The 21726-nt window shown below is 50.6% G+C and carries 14 protein-coding genes; 9 read left to right on the top strand and 5 right to left on the bottom strand.

The features are described from left to right. Positions 1-3: 3 nt before the first annotated feature. Genes JS578_09355 through dut form a run of 5 tightly spaced genes read right to left on the bottom strand, consistent with a single transcriptional unit; the run spans position 4 to position 5729 of the window. Positions 4-1287, bottom strand: a complete 1284-nt coding sequence (locus JS578_09355; GenBank protein QRX63082.1) for an MFS transporter — start codon at positions 1285-1287, stop codon at positions 4-6. Between the two features lie 26 nt (positions 1288-1313). After that, positions 1314-2702 carry a peptidoglycan DD-metalloendopeptidase family protein gene (locus tag JS578_09350; protein ID QRX63081.1) on the bottom strand — a complete coding sequence of 463 codons (1389 nt, stop codon included), beginning with the start codon at positions 2700-2702 and terminating at the stop codon, positions 1314-1316. 10 nt (positions 2703-2712) lie between these two features. Further along, positions 2713-3558: a DUF4292 domain-containing protein gene (locus JS578_09345; GenBank protein QRX63080.1), complete on the bottom strand. Its 846-nt coding sequence runs from the start codon at positions 3556-3558 to the stop codon at positions 2713-2715. Beyond that, positions 3555-5282: a tetratricopeptide repeat protein gene (locus tag JS578_09340; protein QRX63079.1), complete on the bottom strand. Its 1728-nt coding sequence runs from the start codon at positions 5280-5282 to the stop codon at positions 3555-3557. Before JS578_09340 ends, JS578_09345 begins: the two co-directional genes overlap by 4 nt. 12 nt (positions 5283-5294) lie before the next feature. Next, complete coding sequence (gene dut, locus JS578_09335) at positions 5295-5729, bottom strand: dUTP diphosphatase (protein ID QRX63078.1); 435 nt, start codon at positions 5727-5729, stop codon at positions 5295-5297. Between the two features lie 154 nt (positions 5730-5883). Between dut and JS578_09330 the strand changes: the two genes are divergently transcribed. The 9 genes from JS578_09330 to bglX all read left to right on the top strand — a co-directional run bounded on the left by JS578_09330 (position 5884) and on the right by bglX (position 21709). After that, positions 5884-6615: a hypothetical protein gene (locus tag JS578_09330; protein QRX63077.1), complete on the top strand. Its 732-nt coding sequence runs from the start codon at positions 5884-5886 to the stop codon at positions 6613-6615. A gap of 28 nt (positions 6616-6643) precedes the next feature. Further along, a complete protein-coding gene (locus JS578_09325) occupies positions 6644-9529 on the top strand; it encodes a hypothetical protein (protein QRX63076.1) in 2886 nt (961 codons plus the stop codon). Between the two features lie 206 nt (positions 9530-9735). After that, positions 9736-12750, top strand: coding sequence for a TonB-dependent receptor (locus JS578_09320; protein QRX63075.1), 3015 nt, complete (start codon positions 9736-9738; stop codon positions 12748-12750). A gap of 12 nt (positions 12751-12762) precedes the next feature. Next, positions 12763-14304 (top strand): RagB/SusD family nutrient uptake outer membrane protein, encoded by a 1542-nt coding sequence (locus JS578_09315; GenBank protein ID QRX63074.1) that lies wholly within the window; start codon positions 12763-12765, stop codon positions 14302-14304. A 13-nt stretch (positions 14305-14317) separates the two neighbouring features. Next, positions 14318-15112: a LamG domain-containing protein gene (locus tag JS578_09310; GenBank protein QRX63073.1), complete on the top strand. Its 795-nt coding sequence runs from the start codon at positions 14318-14320 to the stop codon at positions 15110-15112. Positions 15113-15184: 72 nt separating this feature from the next. Continuing rightward, positions 15185-16828 (top strand): beta-glucosidase, encoded by a 1644-nt coding sequence (locus JS578_09305; GenBank protein QRX63072.1) that lies wholly within the window; start codon positions 15185-15187, stop codon positions 16826-16828. 76 nt (positions 16829-16904) lie between these two features. Beyond that, positions 16905-17876 (top strand): metallophosphoesterase, encoded by a 972-nt coding sequence (locus tag JS578_09300; GenBank protein ID QRX63071.1) that lies wholly within the window; start codon positions 16905-16907, stop codon positions 17874-17876. A 53-nt stretch (positions 17877-17929) separates the two neighbouring features. Continuing rightward, a complete protein-coding gene (locus JS578_09295) occupies positions 17930-19291 on the top strand; it encodes a beta-glucosidase (protein ID QRX63070.1) in 1362 nt (453 codons plus the stop codon). 144 nt (positions 19292-19435) lie between these two features. Further along, on the top strand, positions 19436-21709 hold the full coding sequence (bglX, locus tag JS578_09290; GenBank protein QRX64977.1) for a beta-glucosidase BglX: 2274 nt from the start codon (positions 19436-19438) through the stop codon (positions 21707-21709). Positions 21710-21726: the final 17 nt, after the last annotated feature.

Genomic DNA, 21726 nt, shown 5'->3' with positions numbered 1-21726 from the left:
TATTTATGAATGAGTTCGTTCGTGTTTGTAACGGAAGAGTATGGCAAAGAAGATGGTAACCAGCAAGGCATAGCCTGCGAAGATAAACCAGACAGAGGACCACTCGCCCAGCATCAGCGATTTAGTTTCACCTCCCACCATCACCTCCTGCCAGGAAGTAAACTGATTCACGACCCATTGGGCCCCAAGCGTGCCGATGGTGGCACCGATGCCATTGGTCATCAGCATGAACATTCCCTGTGCGCTGGAACGGATGTGGTGAGGGGTTTCCTTATCCACAAAGAGCGAGCCGGAGACATTGAAAAAATCGAAAGCAACACCGTAAACCAGCATGGATAACACAAGGAGCCAGACACCACTACCGGGATTACCCAGTCCGAAGAATCCGAAGCGCATCACCCAGGCCAGCATGGCAATGATCATCACCCGTTTGATGCCATAACGCCGCAGGAAAAATGGGATCAACAGAATGCAGAGTGCTTCTGATATCTGTGACAGGGAGATCAGCATGTTTGAATGTTGCACACCGAAGGTATCGGCAAAAATTGGGTTTGCCTCGAAACTGGCGATAAAGGGATTGGCAAAACCGTTGGTGATCTGCAGGGATACACCCAGCAACATGGAGAAGATGAAGAAAAGTGCCATCTTACGCTGTTTGAACAGCTTGAAGGCATCCAGGCCAAGCGCCTGGGCCAGTGTCTTGTCTGTGGTGTCGGTACTGATTGGGCAATTGGGAAGGGTAAAGGAGTAGAGTCCCAGCATCAGGCCGATTACGGCACTCACCACGAACTGCATCGATGAAGTCTGGTAGCCCACAAGATCGACAAACCACATGGTGAAGATAAATCCCACGGTGCCAAATACGCGAATGGGAGGAAATGCCTTGACCGTATCCATGCCACCCCGCTCCAGGATGGTGTAGGCTACAGAGTTGGAGAGTGCCAGCGTGGGCATGTAAAAAGCGACACTCAACGTGTAGAGTGTGAAGAGGATGGAGAATGAGACATCGGGCCCGGCTTGCAGACCATAAATGCCTGCAGATATCATGAAGATTGCGGCCAGCAAGTGCGATGCACCCAGCAGCTTCTGTGCCGGCACCCAACGGTCGGCGATGATGCCCATGATGGCCGGCATGAAAATGGAAACGAGTCCCTGTACGGAATAGAAGATGCCGATGTGTGCCCCCATACCGGCAGGCCCCAGATAACGGGACATCGAAGTGAGATAGGCCCCCCAGACGGCAAACTGGAGGAAGTTCATGATGATGAGTCGAAGCTTGAGTGACATAACGTTAACTTATAGTGTTGTGGTTTTTATCTGCTGAGCCAGGGAGAAGGATTGAGCTTGGTGGTCTTTTGCCACAACTGGAAATGCATGGTGGCAATGCCGGTATCAGGATCGGCATAGATGCGTCCCAGCGACTGGCCTGTTTTCACCCTGTCACCCTGTTTCACAAAGAGATCGTAGATGTTGGCATAGAAAGTGTAATATTCACCATGACGCACTATGACACAGGTGTTTGAACCGGGGAATGAGAACACCTTCGACACCTCACCGTCGAACACTGAACGGATACTGGCTCCCTTCTGCGCCTGGATATCGACACCATTGCTGTTGGTGGTCACATTCCACTCACTGTGCTTCTTGGCACCGAATCCGCCAACGATGGAGGCAGTTCCCGTCACCGGCATGGGCAGCTTCCCTTTGTTGGCAGCAAAATTCTTGGAAAGCCGGAAAGTCTCGGTAGTGGCACTGCCCCCCGCCTCTATCCTGGGACCGGTCTCTGCAGGTTTCTCCGGTGCTGCCTCCTTCTTGGGAACAGGCTCTTCCCTGGTTGCAGCTTCCTCCTTGGTTGCGGCCTCCTCTTTGCTTTCATCCTTACTGCGGCGTGCTGCCCGTTCAGCCTCCGCCGCTGCTTTCTTGCGTAAAGCCTCCTGCTCTGCCCTGCGGCGCGCTTCCGCCTCACGCTCCTGACGCGCTACCTCCTCAGCGATTAACTGTTCAATCTGAGCATTCAGTTGGTTCACCCGCCGCTGTTTCTGCTGCAACGTCTTCTGCAGTTCTTGCTCTTTACCCCTTGCAGCAGTGATCTCCTGCTGTCTTGACTGCTCCTCCTTTTGCAGTTTCTGTTGCTCCTGCTCGAGGGTTGTGAGCGCCTTCTCCCGGTCTGCCCTTGCTTTGGTAAGCAGCTCTTTCCTATCGGCTATCGCACGGTTTTGTTTTTTGATCTCTTCAGCCTGCGACTGTTGCCAGCGGGAATAATCTTTCAGATATTGCATCCTGCGTATCGATTCCCCAAACGAGCGGCCCGAAAGGATAAAAAGCAGTTTGTTCTGGCTTACATTGTGGCGTAACATTCCACGGATCGCATTGGCATATTTGTCCTGTGTCTCAACCAGCTCCTTGTTGAGTCGTTGAATCTCCTCTTCCAGCCTTGTCTCCTCCCTACGCAATGCAGCCACCTCTTCACGCTGTACGCTTATCAGTTCCTTCCGGGAATTGATCTGTTTATTGATCAGATTGATTCGGTCCAAGATGGTGCTGGTCTGTTTCTTCACATCGAGATAGAGACGGTTGGCATTGCGTATCTCCTCCTGCAGGGCCTGCTGTTGTTGCTGCAAGCGCTCAATCTGAGGGGTTTGCGCCAACAGACTGCTTGACAAGAGGAGGAAGAAAGATAACAGAACAACCGTTTTTCTCATGCTCGTTTCATCAATTTGTAGCGAGGATTTTCATGATCTCACCAATAGTAGTTCTGGAATAACCATTCGGTACACTTTTTGTGAGTTCAATCGGCAGATTGGTCACCACATCTGAAAAAAGCAACTCCGCATCTACTTTCTTACTGTTTGAACTGAGTGAGATATTCATCTTGTGCGGAAAACTAATCTCATTCAGTAGTGCGAAATTATTGTATCCCCACTGAAGTGAATGACTACCTTCCGGTTGCAACAAATGGGTGAAGGTGATCCGATCGTCACCGTTCACGGTGAAAGCATAATCGATGCCCGAGGTTTTATCTTTTGCCGTGAGGTAATAGTTGTGGTCTGAGGTGCGTGTAAAGTTGAACTTCCTGTAGTCAGCAAGCTCGACCTCGTTTTTGCCCGAGATAAACAACGCATTTGTGAATACTGACTGCATGGTATAAAAATCGAACCCTACCGGATATTGCGCTTTTAGTTCGGCGATTGGCTCCATCACATAACGCTTGTTCATTCTGTCGAGTAAAATCAGGGTATCAGGATTGATGTAGAGACGAAACATCTCTACACCGAACAACGGTTGTATTGAAATCTGCAAAGCATTATCCTTCACAATCCGGATATTGGCCTTGGAGCTGAGAGATCGTTTACCGGTGGTCAGGTTCATATTCATTTTGGCAGCGAATGTCTGGAAGGAGAATTCACTCTCAATGATGTCATGAAACAATTCATTGTATTCTTTATCTTCAACCGGTGTGGTTGAATAGATATATTGTTGGCGCGATTTACAGGCTGTCAACAAGAGAGTGGCCGATAAGAAACATAAAAAAAGGATCCTCTTGGTCGAACGTTTCATAGTGTTGGGTTGGTTATATTCTTGATTTTTCGTTCCAGCGTTTCAGCATCGCCTCCCAGCTCCTTGGCTCTGATCCACTGCTCAACCGCTTTTTCTTTCTCTCCGGTTTTATGCAGCAGGTCACCATAATGTTCAAGCACTTCGGCTGAGGGGTTCTCCCCGCTGTATTCAACAGCTTTCTCAAGGTAAATTTTCGCCATGATGTAGGATCCCTGTTCGTATAGAATCCATCCGTAGGTATCCAGATAGGTGGGATTCATCGGTTCGGCTTTGATGGTGATGCCACTCATCATCTCCGCTTTGTCGAGATCCCTCTTGTCGAGCGAGAGGTAGTAACTGTAATTGTTCAACACCGGCAGATTCTGCGGGTTGAGTTGCAGTGCTTTCTCATAGTTCTCAAATGCCTCCTCCTTGCGTCCAAGAAAAAAATTGAGATCACCTATTTGTCCATAAAAGTCTGACTCAAGCAGGGGATTCTCAATCACAGCATGTTCCAGCCCCTCTTTGAAAACACGAAGGGCCTCTTCATGGTTTTCTTCCTGATAATGGGCCGCACCAAGGTAAAAATAGAACTGAGGCTCTTGTGGAATATTTTTGATTCCCTCCTCGGTGATTGATTTGAGCGTCTCCATATCCTCCTCGGGTAAAGCGATGCGTATGATCTGCTCATATCCGGCCGGATCGTCCGGTTGCTCAGTGATATATTCCCGAAACTGCTTCATAGCCCCTTTTTTATCATTCTGCATCATCAGGACATTTCCGTAAATCATCCTCAGGCGCGAATAGTTGGGATATTGCTTGAAGAGAGACTCGAAAAGAGGATTGGCCTGGGACAAATCCTGTTGCTCCTGCTGAAGGATACCAAGATACCGGGTAAGCAGTTGTACCTTCGTTTCTGCATCCATTGAACTGCCGGTGATTGCCGTTTCCAGCTCCTCTTGTGCCTCCCTTTTTCGGTTGTGCTTTTCGTAATAGTTGATCCTGGAAAGAATGAGTGCCGGAAATGAAGAGTCAACCTTGTAAGCCCGTTCATAATATTCCCATGCTTTTTCAGACTGATTGTCCTCCATGTAGAGATCTCCCATTAGTACCAGATAGGCGGGGTTGGAGGGATTCTTTTCGATAATCTGCTCTATCTCTTCAAATGCTTCCTCCTTTTGTTCCAACATCGAGTAGTATCGAAACTTGCTCATGGTAACCGTCTCGATGATGCCGGTGCTTTTCTCCAGCTGGTCCAGCATATCGATTGCCTGCTGTAGTTCGCCATTGTCGGCATGTGCCGACGCCAACTCGTAGAGCAACTCCTGCTTGTCGGGGTAGCGTTCATGCATCGCGGCATAGATATCAACCACATCCTGCTTACGGTCCAGTTCCTTGCTGAGCCCTGCCAGCATCATGTTGTAATAGTAGTTCGAGGGATCATGAGTGACTGCTTTCTGCAGGTATGTGAGTGCTTTGTCTTTCTCCTGCAAGACATTGTAAAAAGTACCCAGTTCCACCAGGACATTGGCATTGGTGGAGTCGAGGGCATGGCAGTAGCGAAAAAGATCCATCGCTTCGTCGTACTTGCCCTGGGCCTTGGCGTTCAATGCCTCGTAAAAGAAATGATCAAATTTCCGCCTCTCTTCCTGCGTAAGTGACACTTCAGTGGCAATGGAGCCGATTGGGCAGAAGAGCAAGAACGACAGTATCAGAAAAATTTGTCTCGTATATCTGTTGTGCATGTGAATCGATTGTTACTTTTTTCCGGTATGTCCAAATCCACCGTCGCCACGTCCTGTCTCGCTGAGTGACGCTACCGGTTCCCACTCTATGCGGGAGTGCTGTGCCACCACCATCTGACAAATGCGTTCACCATCCAGGATGGTGAAAGGTTCATCGGAGAGATTCACCAGAATCACCCCAATCTCGCCCCGGTAATCGGCATCAATGGTGCCGGGACTGTTGAGCAGTGTGATGCCATGACGGAGAGCCAACCCGCTGCGGGGACGAAGTTGGGCTTCATAGCCCTCCGGTAATTGCAGATAGAGACCAGTAGGCACGAGGATTCGCTCCAGAGGCTTCAGCATCAATGGCTCATCAATATTGGCCCGTAAATCCATCCCTGCGGCGAGCGCGGTGGCATAGGCGGGCAAAGGGTGTTTCGACTGGTTCACAATCCTGATTCTCATTAGAGGGCACATTTTAAATTGATTGTGCGAATTTATACATTTCTGGTGAGATATTTGGCCTGTTTGATGAAATTTAAGGATTAAGAAGCCACTCTTCTATTATCTTTTGACGAAGAAGAGAGGCTAAATTTACAAAAAAAACTATCTTTGTCAGATGAGCAGTCAGGAAGATCTTTTGGCCAAGTTGAGACAGTCCCTCAACGAACAGGGTATAGACTCTTTTCATATCCTGGAGGAGCTTGTACCCATTGAGGAACAGATGGCCTATTTCCGTTATTTCGACCAGCTACGCGAGGAAAACAAGCCTTTCGTACGGGATGATGAGATCGCTATCCTCTTCACACCCGACATACCGGCAGAACGGAAAAAAAGATGTCTGACACTGTTGGCATCCATCCCAGACGTAGGAGCATACCGTGCCATTGAGACCTATCACAGTAGTCCTGCCGAGCCCGAACTGGCACACTGGTCGGCCATGGCGCTGGTGAGCAGCCGAATCATATTGAGTTCCGATCTCTCCGGGAAACAGCAGGTTTATATCTCCTCCGGACTGGGGGGACTGGATAAGAAGCTACGTTTCTTTTCACTCTTCACAACCCACAACAAAGAGACACTCACCTCCCTGCAGAGGGAGATTGTGGAAAGAGAATTCACATTTCAGCTACAGCAGGCTGAAGTGGTGATTGAGAAATTTGAGATCAAAGACAACTATTTCTCCATCCTCATGCTCTTATCATTTGAAAGAGATATCCATACAAACTTGACTGCTGCAGTGCAGGAGTGCAATCAGTACGGCAACTTCCTCGACACCAGGTTTATCTTCACCAATGTGAAAGTGCTCAGTGAAGCAGAGATCGAACAGTTGCTGGAAAAAAAGCAGAGTTGACCCATTCTACAAACCCATTCCCGACTTTATGAGAAAAAAAATGCCAATCGTCAATTTCTCCGGGATCTTTTTCACCCTCATATGCTCACTCTTCCCATGGAAGGGTTATTCGCTCGAAATACCATTCATTCCTCCTGTATACAACTACACCACTGCGCACTATAAGGCAGGGAATCAAAACTGGTCCATCGCACAGGATCAGGAGGGTGTAATCTATTTCGGTAACAACAACGGACTGCTCAGCTTTGACGGTGTAAACTGGAACCTCCACAAGCTCCCCAACAATCTGGCTGTGAAATCGATATTTATCGATTTTAATCAACACCCCAATCGCATCTATGTGGGATCGTTCGAGGAATTTGGATATTTTGAACGGGATCGCTACAACCGGCTCATCTACCACTCACTCAGGAAACGGGTGAAGGATTATCAATTCCACAACGACGAGATATGGAAAATCTGTCAACACAGGGGGAAGATCTACTTTCAATCATTTTCTGCATTCTTTGTCCTGGAAGAAAACTCCATCAAAACCCATAAACCCTATCCCGGCGTTCTCTATTTTTTTCCGGTTGGGGACAACCTGTTCGCACAGTTGATCAACAACCACTTCACCCTGTTTGACGGAGAACATTTCAGGGAACTGTTCACCCGCAAGCAACTCAATAACGACAATGTTGTGGCAGTCCTTCCTCTGGGTGAAGAGCAGCTGCTGGTAACGGAAAAAAACGGGATCTTCCATCTCGGCAACGACCTTGAAACACTCCAGCCATGGCCAACAACAGCTGACAAACGGCTGAGGGAGGGAGTGGTCAACCGAGCAACCCTGAATGGTGATTCACTGATCGTGATAGGGACCCTGAACGACGGTCTTTTTGCATTAAACCACAAGGGTGAAGAGCGATGGCACATCAATCGTAACAATGGACTGCACAACAACACAGTGCTCTCACTTTTCAGCGATCGAGAACAAAATATATGGGCAGCGCTGGACAACGGCATAGCCCATTTTCTTTCCCACTCCCCTTACTCCTTTTTTGAGCCTTCCGACATCCAGATTGGATTGGTGGAGGATATCCTCGAGAACGATCACTCACTATTTTTGGCAACAAACCAGGGAATCTACACTTACTCCAAAGAGGAAAGGAACTTCAGACGTTATGCCCATTTTGACACCCAGTCGTGGTTTATTGAACAATTCAACCGTCAGTTATTTGTGGGACACAACCTAGGCACATCGTTGCTGGAAAAGGAACGTTTAGTTGATATTCCGCAAGCACGTACCGGTGGATTGGATATGAAACAGATAATCCTGAACGGGGAAAACCACTTGCTTCAATCGTCCTACACAGCACTTTATGTATATGACCAGGACCCATCTGGCAATTGGCAGTTCAGTCACCAGGTGAAAGGTTTTTCCGACCTGATCCGTAACATCGAAATTGATCATACCGGCAACATCTGGGCCGGCCACATGTACAAAGGTGTTTATCGATTGAAGCTATCCTCCGATCTGGATAAGGTTACAGAAATTGAGAACTTCCTCACGTTCGATACCGCCCTGAATGAGCCATATCGTCCCGTAAAAGTGATGAAATTGAAAGGAAGAGTACTCTTTGCAGATGGAAAGCTATTTTATACCTACGATGACATCAGCCGTAAAATCATCCCCTTTGAACCTCTGAACCAAGATCTTCCGGAATTTGCCGACACCTATCGCATCGTTCCCCAGAATGATCATTTATTCTGGTTTATCCGCAACAAAGAGTATGCGCTGGTGGAATACACCGCTGATCACTTTCGCCTCAGGGACAGAATCCCTTACGGAATCCTCAACAACCCTCCCAATGAGGGACGGGCAGACATTTTCATCGTGAATGATACAGTTTCATATTTTTCTCTGAATGGCGGCATCGGAAAATACCTTATAGGTCAGCAAACAGGAGCGTTGTCTATCAGCAATCTGAGAATTGCTTCTGCCATGAGCCATGACCGCGAATGGAGAGAGAACCAAGATCTGAACACAAAGACTAAAGAGGTGATCGCCTACCGACACAACAATCTCTCCTTTCAGCTTGTCTTTCCTGAATTCACCCGTAAACCCCTGCTGGTGGAATCCATCCTTGAGGGATATGACAATCGTTGGGTTCCCGTAGCCGGAGATCTTGCTGTGACCTACAACAATCTACCTCCCAATGATTATAGACTCAGAGCGAGGGTACTGGATGATAGGGAAGAAGTGTTGTCAGAGGTTACCTTTGCATTCCGTATAAAAAACCCATGGTACAAAACATGGTGGGCCACACTTCTCTATATCCTGTTGATCATTCTGGCAAGCGGACTACTCATCGGCAACCGCGTACGCCGTATCATAAAGAAGAAAAACCAGCTCTTTGTCGAACAGGAGAACCGTCGACTGGCACAGCTGGAGAAACAGGAGAGAGAGATCACCCGGTTACGCAATGAAAAACTTGAGGCTGAACTGACACACAAGAGTAAGGAGTTGGCTAGCGCCACCATGATGATCATCAACCATACCGAGTTTCTGAAAAATATGCGCAGCACCATTCAATCTCTCATACTGAACGGCAAACTCAAACGTAACGAAGGGAACGAACTGTTGTCCATGATCAACAATGGCCTCTCCGATGAAGATGAATGGAACCAGTTTCAGGATACCTTCGACCTGATTCACGAGAACTTCTTCCGCAAACTGAAGGAACGATATCCTTTGCTCACACCCTCCGATCTAAAACTGTGTGCCCTACTTAGACTGAACTACTCTTCAAAGGAAATCGGGAAGATGTTGAACATTTCCATCCGGGGTGTGGAAGCTGCCCGCTATCGGTTACGCAAGAAACTAACCCTTTCAGAAGCTGACAATCTGGTGGAATTCATGATTAAATTCCAATAAATGGATACTGTACACTTATTAATATCACACTGCCATTCATACTGATTTAAAATATTTTAAATACTGAAAGTGTAGTAAAAAAGTATCCTTTAAAAATATGTTATAAAACATAACGTATCTTTAACGAGGTTTATTATTTTACCTGATCAGATTCATATATTTCCTTTGCTTCATCTGCCATTTATGAACAAGTAAAATATGAATCTATGAAATTGAAAATCGCAATCATTCTGCATCTGCTGTTGTTCACTTTCCTGTTGTCCGCACAACAGACCGTAACGGTTACCGGTATGGTGACGGAAGGAGCAACCGGTGATCCGGCAATCGGTGTCACCGTATTGGTAAAAGGCACTACAATCGGTACCGTGACCGATTATGACGGGAACTACACCCTTGAGAACGTGCCTTCCAACGCAACCATTCAGTACAGTTACATCGGTATGCTCTCGGTAGAAGAACCCCTCAACGGCCGCACTACCATCAACGTGGTGATGAACGAAGATGTGCAGGCACTGGAAGAGGTGGTGGTGATCGGTTACGGCAGTGCCAAGAAACGTGACCTGACCGGATCTATCGTCAGCGTAAGTGCCGAGGAGATCGCCAACAGGCCAACCACCAACCTCCTATCTTCCGTGCAGGGTAAGGTGGCCGGTGTTCAAATCGTTAACAGTGGCCGTGCCGGACAGGACCCGGAAGTCCGTATCCGCGGTACCAACTCCATCAACGGTTACTCCCCGCTCTACGTGGTGGACGGACTCTTCTCCGACAACATCAACTACCTCAACCCTGCTGATATAGAGTCAATGGAGATCCTGAAAGACCCCTCCTCGCTTGCTATTTTCGGTGTCCGGGGAGCCAACGGGGTGATCATCGTCAACACGAAAAGGGCTAAACGGGGCCAGACAGTGGTCAACTTCAACAGTTCACTCGGCTTCAAGGAAGTGACCCACATGATGCCGATGGCCAACGCGGCTCAGTTTCGCGAGTTGTATGACGAACAGCGTGTTAACCAGGGACTATCCAGCTTCGATTACAGTGACTGGCAAGCAGACACCAACTGGCAGGATGTGATCTTCCAGCAGGGATTCCTCACCAATAACAATGTCAGCATCACCGGTTCAGGTGAGAAAAACCGCTTCTACCTCGGTATCGGCTACACTTCCGAGGAGGGTAACATTAAATATGAGAAATACTCGCGGTTGACACTCAACCTGAGCAGCGAGTACAGCGTAAGTGAAGCACTACGCTTCGGCTATCAGGTGAACGCATCCAGGACCAACCCCACCGACGCCAAGGGAGTGAGCGGTGCCATCAGGGCAGCTCCCATCGCTCCGCTTTATGACGCAACTGAAGGTCTTATTCACACTCTTCCCGATTTTCAAAGGGCACAGGTCTGGAATCCCCTGATCGAGGTGGAGGCTAGGGCCAACCATGCCCAAGCACAGAACCACCGTGCGGCGGGAAACATCTACGGGGAGGTGGACTTCCTGGAACATTTCAGCTTCAAGAGCACCTTCTCGCTCGACTATGCAGTGAACGAATCCCGCAGCCTCAGCCCCATCATCACGGTCTACAACCCCGACATAGAGGGGGCGGAAAACCTCACCACGAGTGAGTCGGTATCACAGTCGAAATCGACCCGGACCGTGGCACAGAGTGACTACATCCTCACCTACAACAACTCCTTTGGTTATCACAACCTGACCGCCACCGCCGGTGTTACAACCAACTTCACCGAATACTCCTCTCTGGGCGGTTCGCGCAGCCAGAATATCGAAGAGATCATCTTCTCAGTTCCAAGCGATGACACCGACAAGTGGTGGATCTCTTCCCTTTCGAACAAATCGATGTCAAACAGTGGGAGTCAGTACAAGCGGTTCACCATGTCCTACTTATTGAGGGGGCTCTACAACTTTCAGAACCGATACCTCTTCAACGCCTCCTACCGGCGAGATGGTGCTTCAGTCTTTCGTTCGGTGGGCAACACCTGGGATGACTTCTACTCCTTCGGTGCCGGCTGGGTTGCCTCGGAAGAAGATTTCATGAAAGGTCTGGCACTGATCGACTACCTGAAGTTCAAGGGTTCCTGGGGTGTGCTGGGCAGTCAGAACACCGGCGGCTATAACTACCCCACCTACCCCCGCCTGCAAAGCTCCGGCAGTGCCGTCTTCGGCGACAACATCATCACCGGCTACTCGGTGCAGTATCTGCCCCAGGATCTCAATTGGGAGAAGACATACGCCTGGGAGGCTGGGGTCGAGGTCAACCTTCTCGACAACCGTCTGCGGATCGAACCGGTTTTCTACAACAAAACCACTCGCGACATCATCGTGATGCTGGCCGGTTTCTCCGGAGCCAAGAACTCATTGGAGAACCTGGGTGAGATACGAAACAGGGGTCTCGAACTCTCCGCCACCTGGAACGACCAGATTGGTAGCGACGGCCTTTCCTACTCGCTTGCAGGCAACTTCACCACCATTGATAACAAGGTGCTCTCACTCGGCCGTGGTCCAGAGGATGCCATCTTCGCCTCGGGCGGCATATCCCGTTCACTGGAAGGTTATCCCGTGGGACACTTCTTCGGATACAAAGTGGCTGGTGTCTACCAGAACAGGGAGGATGTGAAGACCTACTACCCCAACAGCGTGGGGAGTGTCGCACCGGGCGACCTCAAGTTCGAGGATATAAACAGAGATGGTGCCATCACACAGGAGGACCGCACCATGATCGGCAACCCGACACCCGACTTCTCCTATGGCCTCAGCCTCAACCTGGACTACCACAACTTCGACTTCGATGTCGAGATGATGGGGGTCTACGGAAATGAAATCTACCGCACATGGGATGACCCCACCTACGCACAGCTCAACTACCTGACCAATCGTATGGATCGCTGGAACGGCGAAGGAACCTCCAACTGGGAGCCAATACTCAACCCTTCCCGCTCCATCAACCTGATCAACTCCAACTACTTCATCGAGGATGGCAGTTTCTTCCGCATCCGCAACGTTCAGCTGGGCTACACCTTTGAAACTGAATTATTGCAGAGGGTATACCTCAAGTCGCTACGGCTCTTCGCCAACGTGCAGAATCTGAAGACCTGGACACGCAATACAGGCTATACCCCCGAGATTGGCGGCTCTGCACTCGCTTTCGGAATCGATGGCGGCACCTATCCCATGCCGATGATCTATACCTTTGGTCTGAACTTAACTTTTTAAACTGACAGCATTATGAAACTGAACAAGATATATATTTGGCTCATCTTTGCAGCAATTTACTCTCTAGCCCTTGGTGGCTGTTCCGACCTCCTGGACCAAAAGCCACAGGGCGAATGGGTAGAAGGCGATGAGGGTAGCGGCGGTTCTTTCCAGTCCGACATCTTCACCCTCTATGCAAAACTACGCGGTTACCACGTCACTTCTGGTACCACTGCCCTCGCCATCCACTCCTTCCGCTCCGAGGATGCCGAAAAAGGGAGCACCGCCTCCGACGGTGCCGCACACGGCAGGATGTTCGACGACTTCGAATACATCGCCACCAACGGCCTGATCGGCTCCTACTGGACTGCTAACTACGAGATCATCATCCTGGCCAACAAGATCCTCGACGATATTGCAATGAGTGAAGCAGAAAAGGGAGTCCTCTCTGAGGGTGACCTGATTAACCGATCGGAAGCCCACTTCTTCCGTGCGTTTGCCTTCTTCAACCTGGTACGAGCCTTCGGCGATGTACCCAAGATCGATTTCCGAATTGTGAATGCCGAAGAGGCCAACATCCCCAAATCACCCGCCGCTGAAATCTATGCACTGATCGACGCTGACCTGGAGACAGCAGAGGCCCATCTGCCGCAGAGCTGGCCACCAGTATACACCGGCCGCCTCACCTGGGGTGCCGCAAGGGCACTTCATGCGCGCACCTACATGATGAGAAACGATTGGAACAACATGCACACCGCAGCGATGGAGGTGATCCAATCTGGACTCTACAACCTCAATACCCCCTACAACCAAATCTTCCGCGAGACGGGAGAGAACAGCAGCGAGTCTGTATTCGAACTGCAATGTACCGCCACTGCCTCTCAACCCGGCTCCAACGACATCGGCAGCCAGTTTGCACAGGTGCAGGGTGTAAGAGGTGCTGGCGAATGGAATCTTGGATGGGGGTGGCACACCCCTACGGAGTTTCTGGCAGACGCTTTTGAGGAGGGAGACCCCCGAAGAAACGAGACACTGCTCTATTTTATCAAGACGGGAGGTGATCCCTCTTCCATCCCGGCGAATCAACCCTACGGTGAGAAACCTATCTCCAACGCCGATGTGATCAACAAGTACTACAACAAGAAAGCCTATACCAACCCCAGCCTGCGGGCCACCTATACAAAGGGAGGGTACTGGTATAACATCCGGCTGATACGTTACGCCGACGTGGTGCTGATGGCGGCCGAAGCTGCCAATGAACTGGGAAGTACCGGAGAAGCGTCAGATCATCTTGAAATGGTCAGGGCGAGAGCGCGCGGCACAAATGCATCCCTACTACCCAAAGTGACCACAACTAACCAGGCAGAGATGCGCGATGCCATCCGCCACGAGCGTCGGGTGGAGCTGGGCATGGAGTTCGACCGATTCTACGACCTGGTACGCTGGGGCATCGCCCAAGAGGTGCTGCATGCTGCCGGCAAGACCGGTTATCAGGAGAAACATGAACTGCTTCCCTTGCCACAGAACGAGGTTGACAAATCAAACGGTGTACTGGTACAGAATCCTAACTATTAACACAATGATCGCTATGAAGAAAACAGCATATCTCCTAATTCTGATGATGACAGGGGTCATCTTCACCTCCTGCTTTCAGGACCTGGGACAGAACCCCCCATTCGACTTCCCCGAACAGCCCACGCCACCTCCCATCGGTGCGGACGGTCAGATGTTCTACCTCTCTTTCGATGAGGATCTGGAGGATTACCAAAGCCTGATGGAAGCCGCTGTAGTGGGCACACCCACCTTTACAGACGGCAAGAGCGGCAAGGCTTATGCCGGCGCTGTCAACAGCTACCTCACCTTTGACGTGGCCAACATGGCGGCACCGCTCGGCAGTTCCATGACTTTCACCTTCTGGTACAAGGTGAACGGCACCCCCGACCGGGCAGGCATCCTGGTGATCGGCCCTCCGCATGAGGGAAAACCAGCCAATGCGCAAAACAACCGCACTGCCGGCATCCGTATCTTCCGTGAAAATGCGGGAGGCAAACAGCGGGTGAAAGCCAATGTCGGAAATGGTACGGCAGACAGCTGGCTAGACGGTGGGACAAAGGCTGACCTGGATCCGGCAACGGCCGGATGGGTTCATGTCGCCCTGGTGCTGTCACCCGACAAAGCCTCCTTTTACATGGCAGGGGTGGAGGTGGCTGCGTCCAACTTCACCGGTATCAGCTGGAATGGTTGCGACATCATGTCGATCGGCTCGGGTGCACCCCGCTTCAATGAATGGGGACACCTCTCTGACCAAAGCCTGATCGATGATGTGCGCATCTACAACAAGGCCCTCCCTGCATCGGAGATAGAAAGGCTGTCAAATCAATAAGCAGGAGTGTAGACAGGTGATAACAAGGGAACCACCGGTTCTAAATACCGGTGGTCTCCAAAGAGTAGTAAAATGAACAGAGCAATTGGTATATGGACAGGCATCCTCTGCTCCATCCTCCTCTGGGGTTGTGGCAGTAGCGACGAACAACCGCCACCCGCCTTTTTCCATCTGGAGACCATTCGGATCGGTGAGGTGGCGGATGCTCACTCCTACCATCACCTGGACCCCTCACTGGTGGTCACCTTTCGTTTTTCGGAACCGGTTGACCCTGTCACGATGGAAGCCAACATTACCCTGCAGCACAAGAGTGGTGAAAGGATAGAACTTCACTTCACCCCGGACCAGTCGGAACTCCATATCGAAGCGGTGAACAGACTGGTTGCCTTCAGCGACTATCGCCTCGAGATACACAACGGCCTGAGAGCCCTTTCCGGCAGTAGGATCACCACGGGAAAGATTTTCCCGCTCACCACGGGTCTGGACAGTACCGACAAGTTCTCTCGCATTCCTGACGAGGAGCTGCTGACACTGGTACAGCGACATACTTTCCGCTATTTCCGCGAATTCGCCCACCCAGTGAGTGGCATGGCCCGCGAACGGACTAGTTCGGGTAACACCGTCACCACCGGTGGTACCGGTTTTGGCGTGATGGCAATGATAGTCGCGACCGAAAGAGCATTTATAACCCGGGAAGAGGCACTCCAACAGGTGCAGCAGATCGCCACCTTCCTAGAGCAGAAAGCCACCAGGTACCACGGTGCCTTTGCCCATTGGATCCATGGTGAGACGGGTGAAACAATCCCTTTCAGCACCTATGATGATGGAGCCGACCTGGTGGAGACCGCGCTGCTTATGCAGGGACTGCTCACTGCCAGGCAGTACTTCAACCGCACCACGCCGGAGGAAACAACCCTGAGGGAGGTGATCACCCGACTGTGGGAAGCGGTTGAATGGGACTGGTTTCACAAAGGAGAGGAACAGGTGCTCTACTGGCATTGGAGCCCCACATACGGATGGCAGAAGAACTTGCCCATCAGCGGATGGAACGAGAGTCTGATCGTCTACCTGCTCGCCACCTCCTCCCCTTCGCACGCAATCAACAGGGAGATGTATGAGCATGGATGGGCACGTGGCGGCAACATGACCAACAACGCCACTTACTACGGGTATCGGCTTCCGCTGGGACCACCACAGGGAGGACCACTTTTCTTCGCCCACTACTCCTTCCTGGGCATTCGCCCAGAGGGGTTGAGCGACCGTTATGCCGACTACTGGGAACAGAACAGGAACCATGCCCTCATCAACTACAACCATTGTGTGGCAAATCCTAATGGCTACTACGGCTATGGCAAAGAGTGCTGGGGACTTACCGCCTGTGACGGCGACAAGGGTTACAGCGCGCACTCACCCTCCAACGACCGTGGTGTAATAGCACCCACAGCAGCGCTCTCCTCTATACCCTACACGCCGGAAGAATCGATGAGAGCACTCCACTTCTTCTACTACAAGCTGGGAGACAGGATTTGGACTGATTATGGCTTTACCGATGCATTCAACCTCTCGGAGAGATGGTTCACCAATCAACAACTCGCCATCAACCAGGGACCGATCATCCTGATGATTGAGAACCACAGGAGCGGACTACTATGGGACCTACTGATGAACGACGATGAAATTAAATGGGGACTTACCCTGCTGGGATTTCTTTGGTAATACAGGAAACTGTCCAGTGAATTAATAGCTGATTAAATTAAATAAATTGAAAAATAAAATTACATATCTGATTTTAATGTCGTTGTCACTGTGGGTATTCATCTCGTGCCGTTCCCACAAAGCGCTTTTTGTAGTGCTCCCCGATACACAAACATATCTGGAAGCCTACCCGGAAGTATTGGAATCACAGTTCAACTGGATTTCCGACAACCACAACATGATAGATGCCCTTATTCATGTGGGGGACCTTACACAGGATAACCATCCCGTGGAGTGGATGCTGCTCTCCCGCTACTTTTCCGATATCGAAGAAATTGCGTTACCTTACACCTTTTCACTGGGTAACCACGACATGGGAAGTAAACCGGGTCTATTTGCTGATCAACACGACACCTCACTGGCCAACAGGTTCTTCCCGGTGAGCCGCTTCAAAACGAAAAAAGAGTGGGGAGGGAGTCATGATCAGATGACTATTGACAACCATTACATCACGCTTCGTGCGGGAGGTAAAGAGTGGCTTATTATGAGTCTTGAGTTCGGCCCATCTGATGATGTCCTCGACTGGGCAAACAGGGTGGCTGAAGAGAATCGGGATAAATGGATAATCGTCAACACGCATGCCTATCTCTACAGCGACAGTACACTGCTTGACAATGGTGACTGGTGGCGACCGCAATCCTACGGAATTGGAAAAGACACCACCCGTACTGTCAACGATGGGGCACAAATATGGGAGAAATTTGCATCTAATCATCCCAATATCGTGGCCCTGTTTTGTGGACATGTTCTCAACGAAGGAGTAGGCACCCTTGTGAGCAACGGCAAACAGGGGAACAAGGTGTATCAAATGTTGGCAAACTATCAAAGAGGAGTGAAGGGCTCAGAAAAAGGAGGCAACGGTTACCTGCGGATTGTCACCTTTGACCGGAAGAAAGGAACGCTGGAGGTGAAAACCTATTCTACACTGGAAGACAAATATCATCCATCTCCGGTGCACAATTTTATTTTCACTGATCTGAAACTGAACGATCGGCAGAAAAGACACTGAATGTATATGTTCTCTCAATCCATCAATCAAACTATATAAAGAGATAGATGCAAATGAAAAAAGGTTTATACACGACACTGGCAATGATTATTACGGCCACTCTCTTCTTCACTGCCTGTGGCAACAACAACAGAAAAAAAACAGCCTCCCCGGAAGAGAGACGAACGATCACATTCGCATCGGATGAAGAGCTGCTCAATTACATCCAGCACAGCCATCTCAACTATATGTGGGAAGGTGCAGAGCCCACCTCCGGACTGGCTCGAGAACGGATTCACATCGACGGCAACTACCCACAAAACGATGCTTCTGTGGTGACCACGGGCGGCAGCGGTTTCGGCCTGGCAGGACTGATTGTCGGCATTGAACGAGGATTCATTCCCCGTGAAGAGGGTGTGGAGCGGTTGCATACAATTGCCGATTTTCTGGCTACTGCCGACCGTTTCCACGGGATATGGCCCCACTGGTTGGAGGGTTCCACCGGAAAGACAAAACCCTTCAGCAAGAAAGACAACGGCGGAGACCTGGTGGAGAGCGCCTTTCTGATGCAGGGACTACTCATCGTACGTGAGTATTTCAAGAATGGTAACCCGGTAGAGCAGGCACTCGCTGCCAAGATCGACATCCTCTGGCGGGAGATGGAATGGGACTGGCACCTCAACGGGCAGGATGTACTCTACTGGCACTGGAGTCCTGACTACGGCTGGGAGATGAACTTCCCATTGGAGGGATACAACGAGTGCCTCATCACCTATATCCTGGCAGCTTCCTCACCCACCCATCCCATCCCGGCATCGGCATACCACAACGGGTGGGCACGGGGAGGTGAGATTAAAAGCAGCAAAAGTGCCTTTGGCTATCCTCTGATTCTCCGACACAACGGAGCTGAGGTATATGGCGGTCCACTCTTCTGGTCACACTACTCCTACATAGGTCTCAGTCCGAAGGGACTGAGCGACCGGTATGCCGACTACTGGGAGCTGAACCGCAATCATACTCTGATCAATCATGCCTATTGTGCGCAGAACCCAAAAGGGTTCAAAGGATACAGCGATGCCTGCTGGGGACTCACCGCAAGTTACTCGGTGGAAGGGTACACCGGCCACAAGCCAATGGAGAACGACCGTGGAGTGATCACCCCCACGGCAGCACTCTCCAGCTTCCCTTACACACCTGAAGAGTCGATGAAGGCATTGAAACATTTCTACTTCGAACTGGGAGACAGCATCTGGGGAAAATATGGCTTCTACGATGCCTTCAGCATCGAACATGAGTGGTACCCACAACGCTATCTCGCCATCGACCAACTCACCATCGCCCCGATGATCGAGAACCACCGCAGCGGACTGCTATGGAACCTTTTTATGGGTGCACCAGAGGTTCAGGAAGGCCTAAAGAAGCTAGAATTCAAATAAGATTTCTGAGATTGGAAGGTTGATCAGACCGTAGGTTAAAAAAGATTGAAGTTAGCTGTTCAAAAACAATAAAAATAGAAGCAGGATCACAGGACAAAAAACAACATAAAAAGAGAGAAAAATATGAATAAAATTGCAATTCCAATGGTATGGATAGTAGTGCTAATGCTCTTTACCAACAGCTGTTCACCCACATCCAACAGATCCGGTACCGGCAGGTGGGTCAGTTACAGCGGCGACAAAGAGGTGGAGAGGCGCGTTGACTCCCTGTTGAAACTAATGACCCTGGAGGAGAAGATCGGACAGATGACCCAGTTCTCTGCCAACTGGTCCATCACCGGGCCGGTGATGTCTGACGACTTTAAACCCTACCTGGAAAAAGGGTTGATAGGCAGTATCTTCAACGCCACCTCGGTGGAGGGAATTCGGAACATGCAACAAATTGCGGTCGACTCTACCCGGCTGGGGATTCCCATCCTTTTCGGACAGGATGTGATCCACGGCTACAAGACCATCTTCCCAATACCCTTGGCGGAAGCCTGCTCATGGGACCTGGAGATGATGCGCCGAACCGCTGAAATCGCTTCCATTGAGGCAGCCTCCGACGGTATCAACTGGACCTTCGCACCGATGGTTGACATCGGCCGCGATGCCCGCTGGGGCCGTGTAATGGAGGGTGCCGGCGAAGATCCCTACCTGGGCAGCAGGGTCGCCGAAGCACGTGTCATCGGCTTCCAGGGAGGTGCCGAAGGAAAAGCATTGGGTGAGCTGCATACCCTACTGGCTACGGGCAAGCACCTGGCAGCCTACGGTGCGGCTGAAGCAGGCAGGGACTACCACACCGCCGAGCTCTCCGAGCACACCCTGCGCAACATTTACCTGCCCCCATATGAGGCAGCTGCAAATGCAGGGGTGGGCACATTCATGGCATCGTTCAACGAGATTAACGGTGTACCCGCTACCGGCGACCGGTGGCTAATGACCGATATCCTGCGTGGTGAGTGGGGTTTTACGGGCTTCGTGGTTAGCGACTATACTGGAGTCAACGAGCTGGTACTCCACGGATTTGCGGAGGATGAACAGCATGCTGCCGAGCTGGCGGTAAATGCGGGCATCGACATGGATATGACAGGTGCCAGCTTCATCAAGTATCTCAGTAAATCGGTGGAAGAGGGTAATGTGCCGGTACAGACCATCGACAACGCTGCCCGCCGCATCCTTGAGATGAAGTTCCTGCTGGGGCTCTTTGATGACCCCTACCGTTACCTCAATGAAGAGCGAGCAAGACAAAACAGCATGACACCTGAGTTTCTGGAGACAGCGCGTAAGGCCGTAGCCGCTTCGGTGGTGCTATTGAAGAACGAGCATACCATCCTTCCCATCACGAAAGAGAAAGCGGTCACCCTTGCTTTGGTGGGGCCTCTAATGAACGATTCCATTAACCTCAATGGTGAATGGGCCGGATTGGGAGACCGCAACAATAGCGTTCCCATTCTCAAGGGACTTACCGAGAAATATAAGGAGAGTGCTGTAAAATTGATTTATGCGGAGGGGGCATCGATTGATGAAACCACTCCCCAAAGAATTGCCGATGCGGTCTCCGCTGCACGCAGAGCTGATATCGTAATTGCAGCTGTGGGAGAGAGCTTCCATTGGTCTGGCGAAGCTGCTGTACGCACCGACATCCGCCTACCAGAGGCACAGCGCCAGTTGCTGGAGGCCCTCAAAGAATCAGGAAAGCCGATTGTACTGGTCAATTTGAGTGGTCGACCCCTCGACCTATCGAGGGAGAATGAAGAGATGGATGCCATCTTGCAGGCTTGGTTCCCAGGGACACAAGGTGGTCACGGCATTGCTGATGTAATAGCCGGTGATTACAATCCCTCGGCACGACTGGTGATGTCGTTTCCCCGAAATGTGGGACAAATTCCCATCTACTACAACCGCAAGAACACCGGCCGTCCGGTAGACCTGAACGATGAGCGGGTCGACTACAAGTCGAACTACCTCGACAGCTCCATCACCCCGCTTTACCCCTTTGGCTATGGACTCAGTTACACCAGCTATGCCATCAGCGACCTGATACTCGACAAACCTTCCATGAAAGCAGACAGTGACATGATCACTATCACTGCCACCGTACTTAACAGTGGCGAAATGGATGGTGAGATGGTAGTACAACTCTATGTACGCGATCTGGTAGGAAGCGTCACCCGTCCGGTGAAGGAATTGAAAGGTTTTCAGAAGATCGCGCTGAAGGCGGGAGAACACAAGCAGGTCACTTTTGAACTACGCTCCGAAGAGCTGGCCTTCTATGGCATCGATATGCAGAAAAAGACCGAGCCAGGAAACTTTAAGTTATGGGTAGCCCAGAGCTCCAATGACAATGAGAATGAAGCTACATTTTCAGTTGAGTAAAGAGTAAAACAACGCAA

The sequence above is a fragment of the Dysgonomonadaceae bacterium zrk40 genome, from assembly GCA_016916535.1.
Lineage (GTDB): Bacteria > Bacteroidota > Bacteroidia > Bacteroidales > Dysgonomonadaceae > Proteiniphilum.
The sequence above is the reverse complement of the archived record's forward strand: the minus strand, read 5'-3'. Positions and strand labels throughout refer to the sequence as shown.